This is a genomic window from Ruegeria sp. K11 (assembly GCF_056531905.1).
This window is the reverse complement of sequence record NZ_JBQFMP010000001.1, coordinates 431,574-452,574: the sequence shown is the minus strand read 5'-3', so window position 1 is coordinate 452,574 and position 21,001 is coordinate 431,574. Positions and strand designations below refer to the sequence as shown.

The window sequence follows — 21,001 nt, the reverse complement described above, 5'->3', positions numbered from 1 at the left end:
TTTTGCCGATTGAGAGCGGGTGAAACCACAGTTTCCCGTGACACGAGGTCGTATTCGGCGTAATCTCGCACACAAGATCGGGTCCACCCGACACTTCAGGCAGCTATATACAGAGACATAAAAACCATGAGCAGTTCCACTTCCCCTCGACTGAGCCGTCGCGGCTTTGCTTTCGGCATGGCCGGTTTGACAGTGACCGCCGCCTGCGGCAATGGCGTCGGAAACTCGAACGCCGCCACGATTGATGCGCGCGTCGATTCCACCCTGAACGAGATGTACAGCCGCTATCCCAACACGGTTGAGCTGGCGAACAAAGCCAACGGCATGCTGGTCATGCCCCTGATCACCGAAGCCGGGTTCGTGTTCGGCGGCGGATACGGGCGCGGCGCATTGCGCATTCAGGGCGCGACGGTCGATTATTACTCGGCTGTAAAAGGCACCGCCGGTCTGCAAATCGGCGCACAGCAATACGCCCATGTGCTGTTCTTCATGACGGAAGAGGCGCTGAACGACTTCCGCCGCTCCAGCGGCTGGACTGCCGGGGCAGATGTTGGATATGTGCTGACCGATCAGGGCGAGAACATATCGACCGACACGACGACATTGCTGAACCCCGTTCTGGCGGCCGTTTTTGGTCAGGCCGGCCTTCAAATCGGCGCGACCGTCGACGGAACCAAATACACCCGCATCATTCCCTGATCGCCACCCTTTTCAAAGTGCCCCGCTACATCTTGTGGCGGGGTTACGTTTTTCCGGCTTTCAGACGCAAATTCCTGTAGCAGCCCCTTTTGATCCGCCGGGGCATCCACTAACCTCCGGGCAAGAGCAAACTGGGAACTGGGTACACCGATGGGTCTTGTCTTTCGCTGGCTGATACGTATTGCCACCGGCCTGATCCTACTGATCGTGGCAGCGGTGGGTCTGGTCTATTTCCTCGCCAGCCAATCCCTGCCCGACTACGACCAGTCGCTTGAGGTTTCCGGCCTGAACGCCCCCGTCGAGATTGTCCGAGACACAGCCAACGTCCCGCATGTGCTGGCGCAGAATGACCCCGACGTGTTCTTCGGGTTAGGATATGCCCATGCGCAGGACCGGTTGTGGCAGATGACCATTCTGAGGCGCACGGCGCAGGGCCGCTTGTCCGAGATTTTTGGCCAGCGCACGGTGCCCATCGACAAATTGCTGCGGCGGTTCGATCTTTACGGATTGGCGCATCGCTCGGTCGAGGTTCAGGACGACTACACCAAGGCTGCTTTGCGCGGCTATGCCGCCGGAGTGAACGCCCGGCTGGACGAGATCAACGAGATGGCGCTTGGACGTGGTGCACCCGAGATGTTCCTGTTCAACGTCCCGGTTCCGCCCTGGCAGCCCGGAGACAGTCTGGCGATCATCAAGCTGATGGGTCTGCAGCTGTCCGGCCATCTTCAGGATGAGGTGCTGCGCGCGCGGACGTCGCTGATGTTGGATGACCCGGCCCGGTTGGTTGATATCCTTCCGGATGTACCCGGCCCAGGGATCGCTGCTCTGCCCGAATATGCAGCCTTGTTTCCCAACCTGCCCCGATACGCTTCGGGGACACCTATGCCTGATACGCCTTTGTCACCGTTTCCCCGCCGCGGGCTGGCCGGCGCGTCCAACGCATGGTCTGCAGCGCCCTCGCGATCTGCTACCGGCGGCACGCTTCTGGCCAATGACCCGCATCTGGGATTCACGGCCCCCGGCACATGGTATCTGGCCCGGCTGGAACTGGCCAAGGGAGGCGTGATCGGCGCGACGATCCCGGGAGTCCCGGCGATCATGACCGGACGCAGCGACCGTCTGGGATGGGGGCTGACCTCATCCTATCTGGATGATCAGGACCTCCATATTGAGCGGCTGAATCCCGACAATCCCGAAGAATACCTGACGCCAGAAGGGTACAAGACCTTCCGCAGCCGCCCCTCGATCATCGAGATCAAGGATGCTGCCCCGGTGACCCTGACACTGCGCTGGACCGAAAACGGCCCGGTCCTGCCGGGCACGCATTACGATCTGGATACGATCACTCCGCCCGGCCACGTGGTCTCGCTGTCATGGAGCGCACTCAGCCCGCGCGACACCTCGATGACCGCATCGATGGCGCTGATGAACGCCGATACTGTGCGGCAGGCCATTGTGGTGGCCGAGGATTTTCTTGCGCCATCACAGAACCTGTCGCTGGTGGACAAGACCACGATCGGCATGAAGCTGATCGGCGCGATGCCGCAGCGGGATCTGAACAACCAAAGCCGGGGCCGCATTCCGACACCCGGCTGGTTGAACCGAAACCGCTGGCAAGGCCGCCTGCCCTATGCCGACAATCCCGAATTCGTGGCCCCTGTCGGCGGCGTTTTGGGCAACACGAACAATAAGATCATCGACCGCCCGTTTCCCAATCACGTCTCGTTCGAATGGGGCGACACGCAACGGGTGAATCGATGGGAACGGCTGATGCAATCCCGCGAGGTCCACACCCGCGACAGCTTTATCGAGGCGCAGCTGGACACGGTCAGCTTCACCGCCCGCTCGCTGCTTCCGCTCATCGGGGCCGACCTGTGGTTCACCGGCGAATCCGCGCCGGACGGCACGCCCGAACGCCAACGTCAGATCGCGCTGGACCTGTTGGCCAACTGGAATGGCGAGATGAACGAACATCTGCCCGAGCCTCTGATTTACGCCGCGTGGCTGCGCGCGTTGCAAATCCGTCTGATCGCTGATGAGCTGGGGCCGTTGGCCAGCGATTACAAACATGTCGAACCGCTATTCATCGAACGTGTCTACCGCGACATAGACGGCGCATCCGCCTGGTGCGATGTCCAGCAAAGCGCGCCGGTCGAGACCTGCACCGACATGGCCCGGCTGGCGCTGGATGACGCGCTGATCTGGATTTCCGAACGCTATGGCAGCGCGCTGGAATCTCTGCGGTGGGGTGATGCCCATCAGGCGACCCACGATCACCCCGTTCTGGGCGAAGTGCCGGTATTGCGGTTCTTCGTCAACATCCGCCAGTCGACCAGCGGCGGGGACAACACGCTGTTGCGGGGACGCACTTCGGGCGAAGGGCCGGATCCGTTTCAAAACGTCCATGGCGCAGGCTATCGGGGGGTCTACGATTTTGCCGATCCCGACAGTTCGGTGTTCATCACCGCAACCGGCCAGTCCGGCCACTTCCTGTCGCGCTACTATGACGATCAGGCACAGCTGTGGCGACGCGGCGAATACATACCGATGTCACTGGATATTGACCTGGCCCGCGCCGCCGCTGTTGGTGTCACCACGCTCGTGCCCCGGTAGTGTTCCCCCGTTCGGCAAGACCCCGCCCCTTTTTGGCGCAGTCGTGGACGTAACGCGGCGATTTGCCTACGATCCAAAGGCAGAGGGTCTTTTTCGGGGGCGCAAATGGCCAGCATTCAAGATACGCTGAACAATCTTGCACGGGACTATGCCATCGCGTGGAGTTCAGGTGATCCTGATGCCGTGGCCGGGTTTTATGCGCCTGACGGACAAGTCTCGATCAACAGGGCCGAACCCGTCGTCGGACGCCCGGCGATCGCCGAAATGGCACAAAGCAACTTTGCAGAGCTGCCGGATATGGAATTTCGCTGCGATATGATGCGGTGGGCAGGAACACATGCGATCTTTGTCTGGACCCTTGAAGGCCACCATTCCGAAACCGGCAATCACGTCGTTGCGCGCGGTTGGGAAGAATGGGACCTGACTCCGGATTTCAAGGTTCAGACCTCATTGGGCTGGTTTGATGCAGAAGATTATCAACGCCAGATCGACGGAAACTGACGCGCCTACTCGGTTGTCATCTTGTAGTTTCGGGGCAAGCCCTGCGTGATCCTGAACCAGTCCGAGGCCTGCGTGCGCTGTTGATGAGCGTCAAAAGCGGCCTGATCCTCAAACACTTCCGAGACATTGAACCGTCCGGGGTGAACCGGATCCCCGGTAACTTCGAACAGATGACATCCGGGTTCTGCGCGGGTCAGCGCGATATGGGCAGGTAAGGCAGCGCGCACCTGTTCCAGACGGTCACCGGGCACCGTGATATGCCCTTTCAGAAACACTCTGGCAGTTTTCTTTTCAGTCACGAACGGTCCTTGCTATCGGGCCTAAGACATCAGATCGCGGCAAACTGCGCGGCCTGCTTGTCTGTCCACAGCACGGTGATTTCAAACCCGTTTTCAGTCTGTTCTTCCGACCGGACGACATCCTGACGAAACAGCCACGCCCGCTTGTCGCCCTCGGCAAAGCTGAGAGTGACAGTGCTTTCGTGCCGCGCGCCCTGCAGTTTTGTCGCGATCTCGGACAAAAGAGGCTTAACACCCTCGCCGGTCACAGCCGAGATGGCAAAGATCGCAGGGTCCCGATCTGCACGGGCCATGGCCGCTTCGCGCCCGTCGGGAGCCAGCAGATCGATCTTGTTCCAAACCTCCAGCCGGGGGCGGTCCTCATCCACACCCAGCGAGGTCAAAATGGTTTCGACATCCTGCGCCTGTGCCTGCGAATCCTCGTGGCTGATGTCGCGCACATGCACGATCAGATCAGCGCCCAGTACCTCTTCCAGCGTCGCGCGGAAAGCGGCAACCAATTCGGTCGGCAGGTTCGAGATAAAGCCCACAGTGTCCGACAGGATCACCTCGGGCCCGTCTGGCAACTCAACGCGCCGCATTGTCGGATCGAGCGTGGCAAACAGCATGTCTTTTGCCATCACCTCAGCCCCGGTCAGGCGATTGAACAGTGTGGATTTCCCGGCGTTTGTGTAGCCGACCAAAGCGACAATCGGATAGGGCACCTTGGCCCGTGCGGCGCGATGCAAGGTCCGCGTCTTGACCACTTTCTGCAATTGCCGGCGCAAGCGCACCAGTTGTTCATCAATCGCACGGCGGTCCGCTTCGATCTGCGTCTCGCCCGGGCCGCCGACGAACCCCAACCCGCCACGCTGACGCTCGAGGTGGGTCCAGGCCCGCACCAGACGAGTCCGCTGATAACTGAGCGCGGCCATCTCGACCTGCAACACACCCTCGCGCGTGCGGGCACGGTCACTGAAAATCTCAAGGATCAGTCCGGTCCGATCCAGGATTTTGACGTTCCAGGCTTTTTCAAGGTTTCGCTGCTGAACCGGGCTTACCGGCCCGTCGATCAGAACCAGTTCCACCTTGTTGTCGCGCAGTCGCTCGGCCAATTCTTCAATTTTGCCGCTGCCAAACAGCAGCCCTGGCTGCGCACGTTGCAGGCGCACGATTTCAGAGCCCATAACATCCAGCTCGGGCAAGGCAGCGGCCAAAGCCACTGCTTCTTGCAGCGCCGGTTCGGGGACACGGCGCTGTTCATCTGACTTGATTTCCGGATGCAGCACCCAGGCGCGGGTGCGCAGCCTGTCATGTTCCATCAAGAGGCGTCTTCGCCCTCATACAAGTTGATCGGTTGAGACGGCATGATGGTCGAAATCGCATGCTTGTAGACAAGCTGCGACTGTCCGTCACGGCGCAACAGAACGCAAAAATTGTCGAACCAGGTGATCACACCCTGCAATTTCACGCCATTGATCAGGAAAATCGTGACCGGGACTTTTGCTTTCCGTACATTATTTAGGAACGCGTCCTGCAGATTCTGTCTGTCCGAAGCCATAGTGTTATAATCTCGCCATTGTTCTTGCTACGCGCTGCGGACCAACGCGCTCCCTCTGGCACACTATGGAGCGGTGCGCACAGATATTCCAGATGAAAAATCAGTCCCTAACGACAATACGATGACCCAAGGTCAATCCCGCCACAGCGAGGGTGTAATCAGGGCAATAATCGCCAGGGCTTCCAACCGACCGATGACCATCGCGGCGCATAAGGTCAGTTTCGCGGCCTGTGACAGGTCAATCAGTCGAATGGGATCGTCGGTTGCCAGCTCGATCAGCGGTCCGGTTGTGCTGAGCGCGGCGACGCTGAGGACCATCGCGTGTTCGAACCCAACGCCCATTGCTGCCAGCAATAAGTCAAAAACGGCCAGAGTCAGGGCGAACATCATCAGAAAGATCCAAGCGATAAACGCGCCGTCGCTTTGGATGCGACGATTGCCGCCCCCTTCGCCGCTGACCGACGAAGGATAGATCAGCCGGTCAATCTCGCGCTTGCCATTAAGATACAGCGCGAACACGCGCAGCAGCTTGACCCCTCCGGCAGTTGTGGCCACGCCCCCCCCGATCAACGCAAGGCCCATCAGGATCAGGCCCGGTGTGCCCAGACCAGACAGCTGTTGCGCATCATTCCAGTGAACGCTTTCAAACCCTGCGGTTGTCAGGAACGACATCACCGTGAAGATCATCCCCCAGGTCACGCTCAGCGCTTGCAGGGGCGCAATTTGCCCCCCCAGTTCAGCAACACCGGCCCAGGTTCGGATAAACAGCAATGCGGCCACTGTCAGAACAACAAAAACGCCAATCCGGAACTCGGGGTCTTTGTCCAGTCGCGAGAACCCGGTTGCGGCGGTATCTGCCGAAAAAGTCAGGCGCGAAAGGGCGAAAAACAGAAAAAGGAACAGGATCGCTTCGCCCGTGAACCCGGCGGTCGAACCTTCCAGCCCGCCCACCGGAGAGATCCCCGACGTCGCCATAACTGACATGGCGTGGCAAACCGCTGCCAGCCCCTGTTCGCCCGAGATCAGCAGCAACAGACAGACAACCGCTGTCAAACCGGCATAAACGGGGGCCAGGGTCCAAGTCACCCGGATCAACAAGCCTCGGGGGTCCGTTTTTTCGCTTTGCGCCACGCCCGACACCGGACGCCCGGGCTGACCACGGGCGGTCACCTCGAACCCGCCCAGCGACAAGGGCGCCAGGATCGCCGCCGCCGCGATCCACATCAGCAGACCGCCCATCCACCCGACCAGCGCACGCCACAAATGCAGCGGCGCGGACAGACGTGCAGGATCGGGGAACAGGTTCGCGCCGGTCGTTGTCAGCGCACTGACCATGTCGAAATACGCATTCAGAAAGCTGGTAGTGGCCAAGGCCTCGTGTAACGGAATGGCCAGAAACGCAGGCAGGATCGTGAAAGTGGCCAGCAAAGCCGCCAATTGTCCCAATGTCCCGCGACGCGGTTGGCGGTTCATCATCGCAAGCGCAATGATCGACACCGCAAACACTCCTAACAGGCCGGAATAGAAGAACGCGCGCGAGGTCGGGTGATCGTCCATCATCAGCGCGAATATGGCCGGAATCCACATCAACAGCGCTGCGATACCCCAGATCAGCAGGATCAGCGGCAAACGCCGTATCACCCCGATCTGCTGTCTACGCGCCTGTAACATCAGAAGAAATCAATCGAGACCTGCATCAGACGTTCAACTTCGGGAACGTCGTTGGCCATCGCAAAAATGGCCACCACATCCTTTTCCTCGATCCGTAAACTTCCTGTGGGGCGCACCAGTCCATCCCCCTTACGCACCGCTCCGACCAGAACGCCTTCGGGAAAGTCGATATCGCGCAACCGCTGCCCCGCCATGGGAGAGGTTGATAAGACCTCGGCTTCGATCACCTCGGCCTCTGCATCACCGATGGAATAGACCTGCCGCACGCGCCCGTGCCGGATGTGCCGTAGGATCGAGCTGACCGTGGTGGCGCGCGGATTGATATAGGCGTCGATACCAAGCGGCCCCATCAGAGCCACCATGCTGGGGTCGTTGATCAGCGCGATGGCCAGCGCACAGCCTTCCGCCTTGGCGCGCACTGCGGCCAGCATATTTGCCCTGTCATCATCGGTCACGGCCAGCATCGCATCTGCCCGCTCGATCCCCGCCTCGCGCAGCAGCGCTGCATCCAGCCCGTCCCCGTTCAAAACAATTGTCCGTTCCAGAGTTTCGGCCGCCAATTCGGCGCATCTGCGATCCCGCTCGATGACCTTGGCGCGCACCCGGCTTTCCCGCTCTTCCAGCGACCGCGCGACCTCTAGCCCGACATTGCCACCACCCACGATGACAACCCTGTCTTGCTTGCGTTGCGCTTTGCCGAACACCTCCATCGTGCGATCAACGTCGTTGACGTTGGTAAAGACATAACATTCGTCGCCGACAAACAGCTGATCCTCGGATTCCGGGGCAAACAAAGTCCCCTCGCGCCGAACCCCGACCACAATCGAGCTGAGCGTCGAAAACAGATCGGTCAGTTGCCGCAGCGGCGTGTTCACGATCGGGCAATCCTCATCCACGCGGATGCCCAACAGCTGCGCCTTGCCTTCCATGAAAATCTCGGTGTCGAAAGCCGATGGGGCCGACAGACGTCGCATCGCCGCCGCCGCCACTTCGCGCTCGGGGCTGATGACGACGTCGATGGGCAGGTGATCGCGGCGGTAGAGGTCTGAATGGATAGCCTGCAGATAGGATTTCGACCGCAGGCGCGCGATCTTGCGCTGGATCGAAAACACCGAATGCGCCATCTGACAGGTGACCATGTTCACCTCGTCCGAATGCGTGGCAGCAATAATCATATCCGCATCGCGCGCGCCCGCCCGTTCGAGCACATCCGGGTAACTGGCAAAGCCCGCGATCCCCTGCACATCCAGCGTCTCGGTCGCGCGACGCACCAGATCGGGATTGTTGTCGACCACCGTCACATCATTCAGTTCACCCGACAGGTGACGCGCAATCTGCCAGCCAACCTGACCAGCGCCGCAAATGATGACCTTCATGTTTATGGCCCTTCTGCCTGAACGCTTTGAATGACAGATGCCCTGAAAGCGGTCAATTGAATTGTCACCCTGCCCGAACTACGGCAGGATAAGCCTATGAAAACAGTGACACCCCTGCTTGTTCCCCTGATGCTGCTGTCCGCCTGCGGTCCGTTGTCGATGTATTATCGCGAGGGCGAAAGCGTGTCCCGGTTGCAGACCGAAACCACGGCCTGTCAGGTTGAAGCCCTGAAAGACGCGCCTGTGGCCAATCAGGTCCGCCAAAGCCCGCCAACCTATTGGCCGGGGCGGACATATTGCGACAGTCGCGGGCGGTGCTATCGCAACCCCGGCTGGTGGCAGCCGGGCAACATCTACACCGTCGATGTCAACAAAGGACTGCGCAACAGGGTCGAGGCGCAATGCATGGCGCAAAAGGGCTTTCGCCCGGTCAGCCTTCCACCCTGCAAACAGCGCGTAAAATCGCGCGTGCCCGCCACACGCACCACCACCCTGCCACCAATTGGGCCCGAGTCCTGTTTCGTCAAATTCGACGACGGGTCGTTTCAGATCATCACACCCGGACAGGCGGGTTGACCCGGCAGATCACTCTGCCGGTTCCGGTTCGTCAATTTGCGCCACTCGCGCACCGGATTTGTTCGAGGTAACCACACCCAGCGATTTCAGCTTGCGATGCAGCGCACTGCGTTCCATCCCGACAAAGCTGGCGGTGCGGCTGATATTGCCCCCGAACCGGTTGATCTGGGTCAGCAGGTATTCACGTTCAAATGCTTCTCGCGCTTCGCGCAGCGGCAAGGTTGCCAGTGCCCCGGACAGGACCACGCGACCTGAATCGTCGGATTTCTCTTCCTCGCTGGGCAGCTCACGCGCCTCGATCGGGCCGGTTCCGTCGCCAAGGATCAACACCCGTTCAATCAGGTTCTTCAACTGACGCACATTGCCGGGCCATGTCATCGTCTGCAGCAATGCTATTGCCTCATCTGACAATTCACGCGCCGGCAGGCCTTGGGATTCGTTGCACATTTCGATAAAGTGCTGCGCCAATACCGGAATGTCTTCGCGCCGCTCTTCCAGCGATGGCACCGCAATCGGCACCACATTCAGGCGATGGTACAGCTCTTCGCGAAAGCGATCAGCCTCGATCTCCGCCTCAAGGCTGCGATTGGTCGAAGAGATCACACGCAGATCAACCCGTACTTTGTCCGTGCCGCCCACACGCTGGAATTGCTGATCGACCAGAACCCGTAGTATCTTGGATTGTGTGCCCAGGGGCATGTCAGCGACCTCATCAAAGTAGATGACACCGCCATGCGCTTCTTCCAACAGGCCCGATTCCACACCGCGTTCCGAGGACTCGCGTCCAAACAGAACCTCTTCCATCCGCTCTGGTTCAACCCCTGCGCAGTTTACCGTCACGAACGGCGCATTTGCGCGGTTGGAATGGGCATGAATATAGCGCGCGGCGATTTCCTTGCCCGACCCGGCGGGGCCGGTCAGCATCACACGGCCGTTCGATTTGGTCACCTTGTCCAGATGGCTCTGCATCGCGCGGAACGAGGCCGATTTGCCGATCATGTCGGAACAGCTGACCTCTTTGCGCTTTAGCGAGGCGTTCTCACGCCGCAGGCGCGAGGTTTCCATGGCGCGGCGGATCACCACCATCAATTGATCAATGTTGAAGGGCTTTTCAATGAAGTCATATGCACCCTGTTTGATGGCTGCCACCGCAATCTCAATATTGCCGTGGCCCGAAATGATCACCACCGGCACATCAGGGTTGTCACGTTTGACCGCCTTCAGAATGTCGATCCCGTCCATGCGACTGTCCTTCAGCCAGATATCAAGGATCAACAAGCCCGGCGGTTCGGCATTGATTGCGGCCATGCAATCGTCCGAGTTGCCCGCCAGCCGGGTGGAATAGCCTTCGTCCTCGAGAATATCGGACACCAATTCGCGAATATCGCGTTCATCGTCTACGATCAGAATGTCGCTCATCTTTGGCCTGCTTTCAGTTTGTTTGTATCTATTGCCTGCTTGGGTGGCGCGACGGTCGAGGCATGTGCAGCCCCGGGCAAACGGATCACAGCCATCGCGCCGAAATGGTCTTGTCCGTCAAAGGTGGGCGCGTCTTCCAATGTCAGCGCTCCGCCATGTTCTTCGATAATCTTCTTCACGATCGGCAGGCCAAGGCCCGTACCCTCGTCCCGCGTTGTCACATATGGCTCAAACAGGCGGGCCCGGTCTTCGGGCAGGCCAATGCCATTGTCCATGATGGTGATAATCGTGCCCGCATCATCGCTGGAGACCGAGACCTTGATCTGCGGTTTCAGGTTATCGGGTGCACCCTTTTCCTTAAGTGTTTCAATTGCCTCACCGGCATTCTTGATCAGGTTTGTCAATGCCTGGCTCAGCATGGTGGCATCCACGTCAGCAGCAATCGACCCGTCCGGCAAATCCGCGTCTATCTGCACGTCAGGCTGACCGGCCTGCTGCAGCAAAACGGCCTCGCGCACCAGGGCAACGATATCCTCTTCCTGCCGTTTGGGCTCGGGCATTCTGGCGAATTTCGAGAATTCATCGACGATGCGCCGCAGATCCGTTGTCTGCCGAACAATCACATCCGTCATCGAAACCAGCGTATCGCTATCCTTCTCATCCAATTTAGACGAGAACTTTCGCTTGATGCGCTCAGCACTCAGTTGGATGGGGGTCAGGGGGTTCTTGATCTCATGCGCAATCCGGCGCGCCACGTCGCCCCAGGCTGCCATACGTTGCGCACTGACCAGATCGGTAACATCGTCAAAAGCAAGCACATAGCCTTCCAGCCCGCCGTCCTCGCCCCGCCGTGTTGCCATACGTACCAGCAGGTTTTCAAGACGGCCCTTGCGGGTCACCTTGATCTCACCCTGAACCGCTTCCTGCCCGCTATCCTTGAGGGTTTCGAACAATGGCAGGAACTCCGGTACAGCGATCCCAATGGCCAGATGCTCTTCGCCGCGCGACCAGTCCAAGAGCCGTTCCGCCGAGCGGTTGACCATCGTTACGCATCCTTCGGGATCTACACCGACGACACCTGAGGTCACCGAACTGAGAACCGAGTCGAACAACCTGCGGCGGCGCTCGATCTGACGGGTGTTTTGCAGCAGCGTGTCACGCTGGCCTTTCAACTGGCGTGTCATCTGGTTGAAATACCGGCCTAGCATCGCGATTTCGTCGTCGCTGGCCTCTTCAAAAACCTGAACGCTCAGATCACCCGCACCGACGCGCTGCGCGGCGGTCGTCAGGCGCCCGACCGGGCGGGACAGACGTTCGGCAAACCACATCCCCAGCGACATGGCGGCCAGAATAAGGATCACCGCAAAGCCCAGATACAACAGGCCGAATTCAAACAGCACCCGCCCGCGTTCACTTTCCAGCTGGCTATAGAACTGCGCGGTTTCCTTAGTATCGTCCAGCAAGGTCAGCAATTGCCCGTCCACCTCGCGACTGACATACAGGTAGCGGTCCAGATAGGCCTGCAATGACACCAATGCGCGGAATTCGTTATTCTCCCAATCGGCAATAATGACCAGGCCCTGTTCATTGGCCTGCGCCATTTCCTCTGCCGTGGGCGGCTCATAGTTGAACAGATAAGACCTGTCCCCGCGCGAGCGGATTTCACCGGCTCCGTCAATAACATAAGCTTCGCGCAGGCCCCTTTGAATCTGCGCCTGACCTTGCGCCAGAACTTCTCTCAATTCCGCGTCTGAAATATAGAAATCCAGTGCCCGGGCATTGTCCAGAAACCGCGCCAGAACGGCAGCATCCTGAGTCAGACCTTGCCGGTGTTCCTGTTCATAGGCTTCGGCCGCGGTCAGGGATGAGCCGACAACTTCGCGAACCCGCTCCGAGAACCAGCCCTCAAGCCCGATATTCACCGTCAGTCCAGCAAAGATCGCAACCGTCACGGTCGGCACCAGCGCGGCAAAGGTAAAGGCACCGATCAAGCGCAGGTGCAGGCGTGAGCCCGCGGATTTCGCACGTCGCGCTGCAATCAGACTGCCCAACTGCCCCAGAACAAGCGCTGCCACCACAAGAACATAGACCAGATCGGCCAGCAGGATCAGGCGCAAGGTCGGGGCCGTGGCGCCCAGGTCAAAGGGACCGATGACAAGATAGGTTGCAAGCGTCAGGATCGGACCCAGAATAACCAGACCCAAGGTTCCGATATTGCGCATTTTTCGTGACTTGCGCCACCGGTTGATCGTTACGATCGGCCGGTTCTGTGCCCGGGTTGCCACCTTCTGCCCTCATTCTGATGTGTCGCTTGCGCGACGAACCGCCTTATGTCGTGGTCGTTGCCGGGCCGAGACCCGGATGCCACGGTTTGTGTGGCGATATTACATCAGTTTGCGGCGACGTGTCACCTGAATATCGAGGTCAGTGATCTTTTTCCGCAACGTATTCCGGTTAATCCCCAGAAGATCAGCACATTTTGCTTGATTGCCTCCGGTCGCATCCAGCGCAATTTCGATCAATGGCGCCTCGACCTCGCGCAAAATGCGCTGATAGAGACCCGGCGGCGGCAGAATATTGCCGTGCAGGTCGAAATAGCGACGCAGGTGCCGCTCGACCGATGTCGACAGTTTTTCGCGCTCACCGTCACCCAGAACCGGCTCGGCCTCGGGTTGGCTGCCCAGAACCGCCTCGACCTCGGTTTTCGAGATTTCGTCGGCGCGGCTGGTCAGGCTCAGGCGCCGGATCGCGTTTTCAAGCTGGCGCACATTGCCGGGCCAGGAATACATGCGCACCAGCTCGACGGCCTCGGGGCTGAGCCAGCGTTTAGCGCCGCTTTCCCGCTCCTCACGCACCAGAAAATGCTCGGCCAGCAGCGAGATGTCATCAACCCGCTCGCGCAGCGCCGGCACATGGATTGTCGCGCCGCACAAACGATAATACAGGTCCTGCCGCACCCGACCGCTTTCCATCGCGTCTGTCAGGTCGGACTGGCTGGTGGCCATGAACCGAGGCACATGATCGCCCGGCGTGTCCATCATCCGCACGATCCGCGCCTGAATCTCATCATCGATATCGGCGATTTCATCGATCAGGAGCGTTCCGCCCCGCACCCGCGCCATCACCCGCGCCGGACCTTCCAGTTCGCGCAAATCCGCCGCTGTTGCGGTGACAAAGGGTAAGGTGCGGCGATCGGAAAAGTCGTGAATAGCACGCGCAATCAGTGATTTACCAGTCCCACTTTCACCAGAAATCATGACCGACAAATCGGTGTTCATCACGCGCGCAACCAGACGATACAGCGCCTGCATAATCGGCGTACGGCCAACCAGTGGCAGATCATCCGGCCTGTCCTGGCGCTCGTCAGCGGGTTCGATCTGAACGCGCTGCTTTTGGTCCAGCGCGCGCGCCGTGCGCTTCATCAGGTCCGGCAGATCGAACGGTTTGGGCAGGTAATCATAGGCATCCGCTTCGGCCGCCTGAATGGCCGTCATGATCGTGTTCTGAGCCGAGATAACAATCACCGGCAAACCGGGCCGGTCCTCCGAGATTTTGGGCAGCATCTCCAGCCCGTTTCCATCCGGCATCACCACATCCGAGATCACCACGTCGCCCTTTCCCTCGGCAACCCAGCGCATCAGGGTGGTCAGCGAAGATGTTGCGTGGACTTTGCACCCCGCTCGCGTCAGTGCCTGTGTCAAAACCGTGCGGATCGTGCGGTCGTCATCCGCGACCAGAACTGTGCCATCCATCAGGTGCTCTCCTTATTATCGGTTTGGCCGGGGGCGCGGCGCAGAGACAGGCGGAACACTGTGCGTCCGGGCACGGACTCCGCCGAAATCCAGCCGTTGTGGTCAGATACGATCTTGCTCACCAGCGCCAGGCCAAGCCCGGTGCCATTTTCCTTGCCGGACACAAAAGGGTCGAAAATATCGCTGCGGATTTTGTCCGGCAAACCCGGGCCGTCATCAATTATTTCGATCTGCAGCGGCAGCGAATGGCCCGACCCATCGCTGCGGCGCAGACGGAAGGAGTGTTCAAAATACGTCCGCAGACGGATTGTTCCACCTTTGGGATCAGCGGCTTCCGAGGCGTTCTTCAGCAAGTTCAACACGACCTGCAAAAACTGATCAGGATCACCGTAAGCCAGGGGCAACGACGGATCATAATCCTCGATGATGGTCATATGGGCGCCAAACCCAAGCAAGGCCGATCGACGCGCGCGATCCAGAACATCATGTATATTGACGGGCCTGAAGTCCGGCGCGGACAGGTTTCCGAACTGCTCCACCTGCTCCAACAGCTTCACGATCCGCCTGCTTTCAGCAACAATAAGATCGGTAAGTTCAAGATCTTGCGATGAGATATTCATGCTAAGCAGTTGCGCCGCGCCGGTAATCCCGGCCAGCGGGTTCTTGATCTCATGCGCCAGCATCTCGGCCATGCCGATGGCAGATTGCGCTGCCGATTTCACCGTGTTGCCCCGGGTCATCCGCCCCGACAACTCACGTGGCGAGATGATCATGATCATCATGCCCGGATGGTCGATCAAAGGCGCGATCTGCAAGGCGCATTGCAATGGCGCGCGGTTGCCTGATCCGACATCGACATCATTGACAAACAGTGGCGTCCCAAACTGTCTCGCGCGTTGAAAGGCTTCTTCCAATGGTGCGTCAACGGCGATCTGATCCCAGACGGGATGACCAATTACGGCCTTTCGCGATGCGTTCAGAAATCCCTCGCCCGCGGAATTGACATCGGTAATCTTGTCATCACCGTCAATAATGAAGGCCGGCACGGGCAACGACGCCCAAATGCTTTGATCCGAGGTCATGCCGCCACCTCGGTATTGCCGCTCAGAGCGTCGCACAACATCCGCATCACCTCGGCCGGATCGCGAGAGGTCAAGACGGCGCGCCGCAGCTGCGCAGGGGTTGCGGCTTCGTCCATGTACCAGCCCAGATGTTTGCGCGCGACCCGCAACCCAAGCTCTGGTCCGTAGAAATCCAGCATGGCCTGGTAATGGGCCTGCACCATCCCGATCAGATCATTGCCATCGGGAATCGCTGGGGCCCCGGTGCCATAGAGGTCATGGCATACTTGGGCCAGCAACCAGGGCTTGCCTTGTGCGCCTCGTCCGATCATCACCCCATCTGCACCAGACTGAGCCAGCGCGGTCCGGGCGGAACCGGTGTCCACGATATCCCCATTGGCAATAACCGGAACCGATACGGCATCTTTCACGCGCCGGATTGCCCGCCAATCAGCCTGACCTTTGTAAAACTGACAGCGGGTTCGTCCGTGGATCGTGACCATCTGAATACCGGCCTCCTGCGCCCGCCGCGCAACGTCCGGTGCATTCAAAAGGGCATCGTCCCAGCCCAGCCGCGTTTTCAGGGTTACCGGCACATCAACGGCTTTCACCACCGCTTCGATCAATGTCAGCGCATGATCCGGTGTCTTGAGCAGCGCCGAGCCGGAATACCCGCTCGTCACCTTCTTGGCCGGGCAGCCCATATTGATGTCGATGACCCGTGCGCCCCGATCCGCAACCTGACGGGCGGCCTCGGCCATCCAGTGCGCCTCGCGCCCGGCCAACTGCACGGCCGTGTTCTCCACATCCGCCGACAGTTCGGCCCGTTCACGCACGCCGGGCTTGGCCTGAACCATTTCCTGACTGGCCACCATTTCACTGACCACCATTCCCGCGCCGAACCGCATCACCAGATCGCGAAAAGGCCGATCAGTGATTCCGGCCATCGGAGCCAGCAGTACCGGTGGCGACAAGTCCTTTTCAGCAAGACGGAGTGACAATGTGCTTAATCCTTGAGCATTCGAGGCAGTAATATCGAAATCGCAGCGTATGAACAACAAAACGACAGCATTCAAGCCTGCTAAATCATCAGTTGCCTAATAATTAATCACTCCTGTTCGGGTGATTGCCTCTCCATTCACCGCCCCCTAAACAGGGGCCCAAGCAGGAGACGCAGCACCATGACCACCGCCGCCATCATCGTTGCCGCCGGGCGCGGAACCCGCGCCGGGGGTGGCACGCCCAAACAATGGCGACCATTGGGCGGCAAACGCGTTGCCGACTGGGCGCTTGCAGCGTTCAAAGGGCATGTGGATCAGATCGTATTGGTTCTGGCGCAAGACGACGATGACGCCTGGGTTGAATTTCGCAACTCGAATCTCACACTTGCACCCGGCGGCGCTGACCGGGCCGGATCGGTGATCAACGGGCTGGCTGCGCTTGCAGATCAGGGTGTGACCCGCGTTCTGATCCATGATGTCGCGCGCCCCTGCGTCAGCGACCGGATCATTATTGAGGTTCTGTCAGCGCTGGAAGAACACACCGCAGCTGCGCCCGGTCTGACCGTGACCGACGCGCTCTGGACCGGTGACAAGGCGCAAGTGACCGGCACGCAGGATCGCACCGGTTTGTTTGCGGCTCAGACACCGCAGGGGTTTCACTATGACGCCATTGTCGCTGCTCATGCCGCCCACCCCGGAGGGGCCGCCGATGACGTGGAAGTGGCTCGAGCAGCCGGGCTGGATGTGGCCATCGTGCCGGGCGATGCCGATAACCTTAAGATCACCCGGCCCGAGGATTTTGCCCGCGCCGAACGTATATTGGGAACGAATATGGATGTAAGACTGGGCAATGGCTATGACGTGCATCGATTTGGGGACGGTGATCACGTCACCCTATGCGGCGTAAAGGTACCGCATGACCGGTCGTTGCAGGGCCACTCGGACGCCGATGTGGGGATGCATGCGGTGACGGATGCCATCTATGGCGCCCTGGCTCGGGGGGATATCGGCCAGCACTTTCCGCCTTCGGACCCGCAATGGAAGGGCGCGGCCAGCGAGATCTTCCTGCGCCACGCGGTCGCGCTGGCCGGGCAAATGGGTTTCAGCATCTCGAACGTTGATTGCACACTGGTCTGTGAATATCCCAAGATCGGCCCCTACGCGCCCGCGATGCGCGAAGAAATGGCCCGGATCATGGGGCTGCGCGCTGATCAGGTTTCGGTCAAGGCGACCACGTCGGAACGCCTGGGCTTTACCGGACGCAGTGAAGGCATCGCGTCACTTGCAACAGCTTGTCTGGTGAAATCATGAGCGTCGCGCGATTGATCGGAACCGTCTGCGGTGTCGGCTACCTGCGTCCTGCACCGGGGACGTGGGGATCTCTGATCGCCCTGCCCTTGGTTTGGGCTTTACACACACTTGGCGGGTTTCCCTTGCTGGTCCTTGCCACCATTGCCGCGTTCTTCGCCGGCCTCTGGGCCACGCGCGTCATGACCGCAGGTCAGGACAACCACGACCCCTCGGAAATCGTCATCGACGAGGTCGCCGGGCAGTTTATCGCACTGTGGGCCATCTCTTACCCCTCATGGGCGCATGGGATCGAGATCACGGCGCTCTGGCCTGGATGGGTCGCGGGGTTCATCCTGTTCCGCCTGTTCGACATCACCAAACCCGGACCCGTCGGTTGGGCGGACCGGCGCAATGATGCGATGGGCGTGATGCTGGACGACGTCATCGCCGGGGTCTTCGCCGCCGTCGGCGTTCTGATCCTGGCCGGGATCGCGCATGTGGTGATGGGGCTATGAACGTTGCCGATTTGCTGGATCAGGCCAAGGCGCAGGGCATCATGATCGCCACCGCCGAAAGTTGCACAGGTGGCATGGTGGCCGCAGCGTTGACCGATATCCCCGGCAGTTCGGCGGTCGTTGAACGTGGCTTTGTCACCTATACGAACGAGGCCAAGCAGCAGATGCTGGGCGTCCGGGCCGAAACTCTGGACGCGAACGGCGCGGTATCCGAACCCGTCGCCCGCGAGATGGCCGAGGGCGCGCTGCGGCAGTCGCAGGCGCAATTGGCCGTCTCAATCACCGGCATCGCTGGCCCCGGCGGGTCCGAGTTCAAACCCGAGGGGCGCGTGTGTTTCGGGCTGGCTGGCGACGGCCTGACAACCACGACGGAAACCATCGAATTCGGCGCATTGGGTCGGGATAATGTGCGCAGTGCCGCCCGCGACCATGCGTTGGACTTGCTGGCAAAGGCGCTTTCTTCAATCGCTCAAAAATAGGGCGAACACCCCCATTTGACGCACATTTAATCGTCACTTCGCCAAAAGCCCCAAAAACAGGCAACTATTTCGGGGTCTGCCTCTTTTTTCCACGCCCGCCCTCCGCTTCAACGCCCGCCACGCAAGTTGAAGAGGAGACCGGCCGATGAATGGAGCCGACACAGCCTGGATCATAGTGGCAACCGCCCTGGTCCTGTTCATGACACTTCCGGGCCTGGCCCTGTTCTATGGCGGCCTCGTGCGCGCCCGAAACGTGCTGAGCGTCTTCATGCACTGCTTTTCAATCGCATGTCTGATGAGCATCCTGTGGCTGGTCGCAGGCTATTCCATCGCGTTCGGTGACGGTGGATCGGGCCTGTGGGGCGGTCTGGGCAAAGCCTTTCTGAACGGCGTCGACGCAGACAGCCTGTCGGGCAATCTGCCCGAAGTCCTGTTCTTTGCGTTCCAGATGACCTTCGCCATCATCACCCCTGCCCTGATCGTCGGCGCCTATGTAGAGCGCGTGGGTTTTGGCTTTGTCCTGACCTTCTCGGCCCTGTGGATGCTGCTGTGCTACGCACCGGTCGTCCATTGGATCTGGGGCGGCGGCATCCTGACCGATGGCGGCATCCTCGGCGAAATCGGCGTGCGCGATTTTGCGGGCGGCATCGTGGTGCATGAAACTGCGGGTCTGGCCGCGCTGGTGATCGCCGTTGCCCTTGGGCCCCGCCGCAACCGCACCACGCCTCCGCACAATCCGGGCTTTGTGATGATCGGCGCTGCGATGCTGTGGGTCGGCTGGTTCGGCTTCAACGGCGGCTCGCAACTGGCCGCCGACGGAGGCGCTGCGATGGCGATGACCGTGACACATATCTCGGCCGCCACCGCGTCGCTGACATGGGCGCTGTATGAGCGGATCAAATATGGCAAGGCTTCGATGGTGGGCCTGGTGACGGGTACGATTGCCGGTCTGGCCTCGATCACCCCGGCCTCGGGCTATGTCGGGCCGGTTCAGGCGCTGATCATCGGCGCGGTCGCCGGTGTGCTGTGTCAGGAGGCGGTGAATATTATCCGCAACAAATTCAACATCGATGATACGCTGGACGTTTTCGCGGTGCACGGCGTCGGCGGCATCTTCGGCACGATCATGATCGCCGTTTTCGGTTTGGGGGCATGGACGGCTCAGTTGGGCGGTTTGGTCATCGTCGGTATCTTTACTGTGGTTGTTACCTTTGTGCTGATCAAACTTGTTTCCCTGATCACTCCGCTGCGCGTCGATGCCGAGACCGAGACCAATGGGCTTGACCTGTCGGTGCACGGCGAACGCGCTTATGACATGAGCAGCTGAGCGGGTTTCAGCACGGACGCTAAAAGCGGGCCTTGGCGGGCCCGCTTTTCTGTTTCGGCCTATCGACTCTGGGGGCGCAAGCAGGCTATCAGCCCGCAACGTGTTTCAGCCCAGAGGTTTGCGCCATGATCCCCAGTTCCTTCCCCGACAGCACCGAAATCGCCCGCCTGACCGCGCGCATGTTGCTGGAGATCAAAGCCGTGCACTTCAATTCGCGCGAGCCGTTCACGCTAGCCTCGGGCCTGCCCAGCCCGACCTATATCGACTGCCGCAAACTGATCTCATACCCCCGCATCCGCTCGACCCTGATGGACTTTCTGACCGTCACCGTGATGCGCGACGCGGGGTTCGAGGCCTTCGACAACATCGCAGGGGGTGAGACCGCAGGCATCCCCTTCGCCGCAATGGTCGCTGAACGCATGGCGCTGCCGATGACCTATGTGCGCAAGAAACCGAAAGGCTACGGTCGCAACGCTCGTATCGAAGGCGCGATGAGCGAAGGCGAACGGGTGCTGCTGGTCGAGGATCTGACCACCGATGGCGGCTCGAAACTATCCTTCGTGGATGCGATCCGCGAAACCGGCGCGACCTGTGGTCATACGGCGGTGATCTTCTACTATGGCATTTTCCCCGAGACCGAGAAGACGCTGGGCGATCATGGCATTCAGCTGCATTCCCTTTGCACGTGGTGGGATGTTCTGGCCGAGGCCAGAGCGCAAAAGGCCTTTGATGAAGAAACCCTTAGCGGTGTCGAAGCCTTCCTGAACGACCCCCGGGGCTGGCAGGAAGCGCATAAATCGTAACTTCTGGCCTGTGGACTGCTCGGGGATAGTTGATTTTCGAATCGCCTCGAAACTCGCCTATTTAGTCACAACTCACAAA

The 21,001-nt window shown here is 59.9% G+C and carries 19 protein-coding genes; 9 read left to right on the top strand and 10 right to left on the bottom strand.

The annotated features are described in order from the left end of the window. Positions 1–126 precede the first annotated feature (126 nt). The 3 genes from ACR0K4_RS02280 (at position 127) to ACR0K4_RS02270 (ending at position 3,813) form a co-directional block, all read left to right on the top strand. On the top strand, positions 127–699 hold the full coding sequence (locus tag ACR0K4_RS02280; RefSeq protein WP_480852643.1) for a lipid-binding SYLF domain-containing protein: 573 nt from the start codon (positions 127–129) through the stop codon (positions 697–699). Positions 700–849: 150 nt separating this feature from the next. Next, positions 850–3,312 (top strand): penicillin acylase family protein, encoded by a 2,463-nt coding sequence (locus ACR0K4_RS02275; protein ID WP_480852642.1) that lies wholly within the window; start codon positions 850–852, stop codon positions 3,310–3,312. Between the two features lie 105 nt (positions 3,313–3,417). Continuing rightward, positions 3,418–3,813, top strand: a complete 396-nt coding sequence (locus ACR0K4_RS02270; RefSeq protein ID WP_480515120.1) for a nuclear transport factor 2 family protein — start codon at positions 3,418–3,420, stop codon at positions 3,811–3,813. Positions 3,814–3,818: 5 nt separating this feature from the next. On the opposite strand, the gene ACR0K4_RS02265 is transcribed toward ACR0K4_RS02270, so the two are convergent. The 5 genes from ACR0K4_RS02265 to trkA all read right to left on the bottom strand — a co-directional run bounded on the left by ACR0K4_RS02265 (position 3,819) and on the right by trkA (position 8,699). Beyond that, positions 3,819–4,112, bottom strand: a complete 294-nt coding sequence (locus ACR0K4_RS02265) for a putative quinol monooxygenase (protein ID WP_480852641.1) — start codon at positions 4,110–4,112, stop codon at positions 3,819–3,821. A gap of 29 nt (positions 4,113–4,141) precedes the next feature. Further along, positions 4,142–5,413, bottom strand: coding sequence for a GTPase HflX (gene hflX, locus ACR0K4_RS02260; protein ID WP_480852640.1), 1,272 nt, complete (start codon positions 5,411–5,413; stop codon positions 4,142–4,144). Continuing rightward, a complete protein-coding gene (gene hfq / locus ACR0K4_RS02255; RefSeq protein WP_005982826.1) occupies positions 5,413–5,652 on the bottom strand; it encodes an RNA chaperone Hfq in 240 nt (79 codons plus the stop codon). Before hfq ends, hflX begins: the two co-directional genes overlap by 1 nt. Before the next feature lie 132 nt (positions 5,653–5,784). Further along, positions 5,785–7,323, bottom strand: coding sequence for a TrkH family potassium uptake protein (locus ACR0K4_RS02250; protein ID WP_480515126.1), 1,539 nt, complete (start codon positions 7,321–7,323; stop codon positions 5,785–5,787). Further along, the gene (gene trkA, locus ACR0K4_RS02245; RefSeq protein WP_480852639.1) at positions 7,323–8,699 is read right to left on the bottom strand and encodes a Trk system potassium transporter TrkA; all 1,377 of its coding nucleotides are present in this window, start codon (positions 8,697–8,699) and stop codon (positions 7,323–7,325) included. Before trkA ends, ACR0K4_RS02250 begins: the two co-directional genes overlap by 1 nt. Before the next feature lie 96 nt (positions 8,700–8,795). Between trkA and ACR0K4_RS02240 the strand changes: the two genes are divergently transcribed. Beyond that, the gene (locus ACR0K4_RS02240) at positions 8,796–9,275 is read left to right on the top strand and encodes a hypothetical protein (protein WP_480852638.1); all 480 of its coding nucleotides are present in this window, start codon (positions 8,796–8,798) and stop codon (positions 9,273–9,275) included. Between the two features lie 9 nt (positions 9,276–9,284). Here the strand turns inward: ACR0K4_RS02240 and ntrX are convergent, their stop codons facing one another. The 5 genes from ntrX to dusB all read right to left on the bottom strand — a co-directional run bounded on the left by ntrX (position 9,285) and on the right by dusB (position 16,508). Continuing rightward, positions 9,285–10,694: a nitrogen assimilation response regulator NtrX gene (ntrX, locus tag ACR0K4_RS02235; protein WP_480515132.1), complete on the bottom strand. Its 1,410-nt coding sequence runs from the start codon at positions 10,692–10,694 to the stop codon at positions 9,285–9,287. Continuing rightward, complete coding sequence (locus tag ACR0K4_RS02230) at positions 10,691–12,916, bottom strand: sensor histidine kinase NtrY-like (protein ID WP_480852712.1); 2,226 nt, start codon at positions 12,914–12,916, stop codon at positions 10,691–10,693. The genes ntrX and ACR0K4_RS02230 overlap by 4 nt, the downstream gene beginning before the upstream one ends. A gap of 162 nt (positions 12,917–13,078) precedes the next feature. Further along, positions 13,079–14,446 (bottom strand): response regulator, encoded by a 1,368-nt coding sequence (locus ACR0K4_RS02225; protein ID WP_480515134.1) that lies wholly within the window; start codon positions 14,444–14,446, stop codon positions 13,079–13,081. Further along, positions 14,446–15,528, bottom strand: coding sequence for a two-component system sensor histidine kinase NtrB (locus tag ACR0K4_RS02220; protein WP_480852637.1), 1,083 nt, complete (start codon positions 15,526–15,528; stop codon positions 14,446–14,448). The genes ACR0K4_RS02225 and ACR0K4_RS02220 overlap by 1 nt, the downstream gene beginning before the upstream one ends. Further along, entirely contained in the window at positions 15,525–16,508 is a 984-nt protein-coding gene (dusB, locus tag ACR0K4_RS02215; RefSeq protein WP_480852636.1) for a tRNA dihydrouridine synthase DusB, read from the bottom strand. The genes ACR0K4_RS02220 and dusB overlap by 4 nt, the downstream gene beginning before the upstream one ends. Before the next feature lie 180 nt (positions 16,509–16,688). Between dusB and ACR0K4_RS02210 the strand changes: the two genes are divergently transcribed. The 5 genes from ACR0K4_RS02210 (at position 16,689) to ACR0K4_RS02190 (ending at position 20,922) form a co-directional block, all read left to right on the top strand. Next, on the top strand, positions 16,689–17,819 hold the full coding sequence (locus ACR0K4_RS02210) for a bifunctional 2-C-methyl-D-erythritol 4-phosphate cytidylyltransferase/2-C-methyl-D-erythritol 2,4-cyclodiphosphate synthase (protein WP_480852635.1): 1,131 nt from the start codon (positions 16,689–16,691) through the stop codon (positions 17,817–17,819). Beyond that, entirely contained in the window at positions 17,816–18,313 is a 498-nt protein-coding gene (locus tag ACR0K4_RS02205; RefSeq protein WP_480852634.1) for a phosphatidylglycerophosphatase A family protein, read from the top strand. The genes ACR0K4_RS02210 and ACR0K4_RS02205 overlap by 4 nt, the downstream gene beginning before the upstream one ends. After that, positions 18,310–18,792: a CinA family protein gene (locus ACR0K4_RS02200; RefSeq protein WP_480852633.1), complete on the top strand. Its 483-nt coding sequence runs from the start codon at positions 18,310–18,312 to the stop codon at positions 18,790–18,792. Before ACR0K4_RS02205 ends, ACR0K4_RS02200 begins: the two co-directional genes overlap by 4 nt. Before the next feature lie 145 nt (positions 18,793–18,937). After that, a complete protein-coding gene (locus tag ACR0K4_RS02195; RefSeq protein ID WP_480852632.1) occupies positions 18,938–20,119 on the top strand; it encodes an ammonium transporter in 1,182 nt (393 codons plus the stop codon). Positions 20,120–20,244: 125 nt separating this feature from the next. After that, entirely contained in the window at positions 20,245–20,922 is a 678-nt protein-coding gene (locus ACR0K4_RS02190; RefSeq protein ID WP_480852631.1) for an orotate phosphoribosyltransferase, read from the top strand. The last annotated feature ends 79 nt before the right edge of the window (positions 20,923–21,001 follow it).